Origin of the sequence: Candidimonas sp. SYP-B2681, from assembly GCF_003971065.1 — a bacterium.
Lineage (GTDB): Bacteria > Pseudomonadota > Gammaproteobacteria > Burkholderiales > Burkholderiaceae_B > Pollutimonas.
The window spans coordinates 1-1,400 of record NZ_RYDV01000021.1 but is presented as its reverse complement, the minus strand read 5'-3'; the positions used below and the strand labels follow the sequence as shown (position 1 = coordinate 1,400).

The window sequence follows — 1,400 nt, the reverse complement described above, 5'->3', positions numbered from 1 at the left end:
GGGAGTGTCAGAATTTTTGTGTTTGGGCGGTTTTGATAAATCATTGATCCGCCTGTTTTCCGTACAACTGAGAGTCTAGCTGGCCATAGCCTTGCGTGAATCGATCCTCGTATAGGATAGCAAATTGCTGCATGGCGGCCGTCCAGTAATGCGTTGACGAACCCCACTTGGCGCTGATGTTTCGGATGGCCAGCCACAGCAGCTTTATGGCCGCTTCATCGGTGGGGAACTGGCCCCGCATCTTGATGATCTTGCGCAGCTGTGAGTTCACACTCTCAATGGCGTTGGTCGTATAGATGATGCGGCGTATGTCAGGCGGGAAGGCAAACAGCGGAATGACGTGCTCCCAGGCGCGCTCCCAGGCGCTCGTAATCATCGGGTACTTCTGGCCCCACGGGCCCTGGGCGAACGCGTGCAGCGCCTGTTGACCCGCTTGGGCGTTCACCGCGCCGTAGATAGGGCGCAGCACCGAACCGAGTTTCTTCCTATCCTTCCAGTTTGCATAGCTCATGCTGTGGCGGATCAAGTGCACGATGCAGGTCTGTAGCGTCGTGGCTGGAAACACCGCTTCGAGCGCATCGGGCATGCCTTTTAACCCGTCGGTCACCGCAATCAGAATGTCGCCCACACCGCGGGTCTTAAGCTCATTGAACACGCGCATCCAGAACTTGGCCCCTTCCGTGTTCTCGATCCACAGCCCCAGAATCTCACGGGTTCCATCAGGCAGTACGCCTAGGGCCATGTAGACCGCCTTATTGCGCACCACCCCTTCATCGCGAATCTTGACCCGCAAGGCATCGAAGAACACCACCGGATACATGGGTTCGAGCGCCCGGTTCTGCCAGGCGGCCACCTCATCCATGACTTCGTCCGTCACCGAACTGATGAAGTCGGCCGATACGTCCGTGCCGTACTGCTCGGCCAGGAACGCCCGTATCTCGCGCACACTCATGCCGCGCGCATACATCGCCACGATCTTGTCGTCAAACCCCGTAAACCGGCGCTCATGCTTGGGAATCAGGATTGGGGCGAAACTGCCATCGCGGTCCCGGGGAATGTCCAGCCGCACCGGACCCGCATCGGTTAACACCGTCTTGGCGCTACTGCCGTTGCGCTGATTGGTGCTCTGCTCGGGTCGCTCCTGGCCATTGTTGTAACCCAGATGGTGGCCTAGCTCTGCGCCCAGCGCCCGCTCAATGACGGCCTTCTTGAGCAGCATGAACGTGTCCTGCACTGCCTCGGGTGTCATGGGCCCGGTGACCAGCTCATCGAGCATCTGTTGGGCGCTCGCGGGCAGCTTGCCCTTAGGGACCCCTATCGGTTCTTTCTTCTGGTCTCGTGCCATGGCTTGTCTCCTTTAAGACAATCATAGACCCGAACACAAAATTTCCGACACTCTC

The 1,400-nt window shown here is 58.5% G+C and carries 1 protein-coding gene; it reads right to left on the bottom strand.

Going from position 1 to position 1,400, the window contains the following annotated elements; genetic code table 11:
- Window positions 1–40: 40 nt before the first annotated feature.
- Window positions 41–1,345 (bottom strand): IS256 family transposase, encoded by a 1,305-nt coding sequence (locus EKL30_RS18700; protein WP_126708765.1) that lies wholly within the window; start codon window positions 1,343–1,345, stop codon window positions 41–43.
- Window positions 1,346–1,400 lie beyond the last annotated feature (55 nt).

Excerpts from the sequence above, each read along its gene's own strand:
- EKL30_RS18700 (WP_126708765.1), bottom strand. The coding sequence starts at position 1,345 with ATGGCACGAGACCAGAAGAAAGAACCGATAGGGGTCCCTAAGGGCAAG.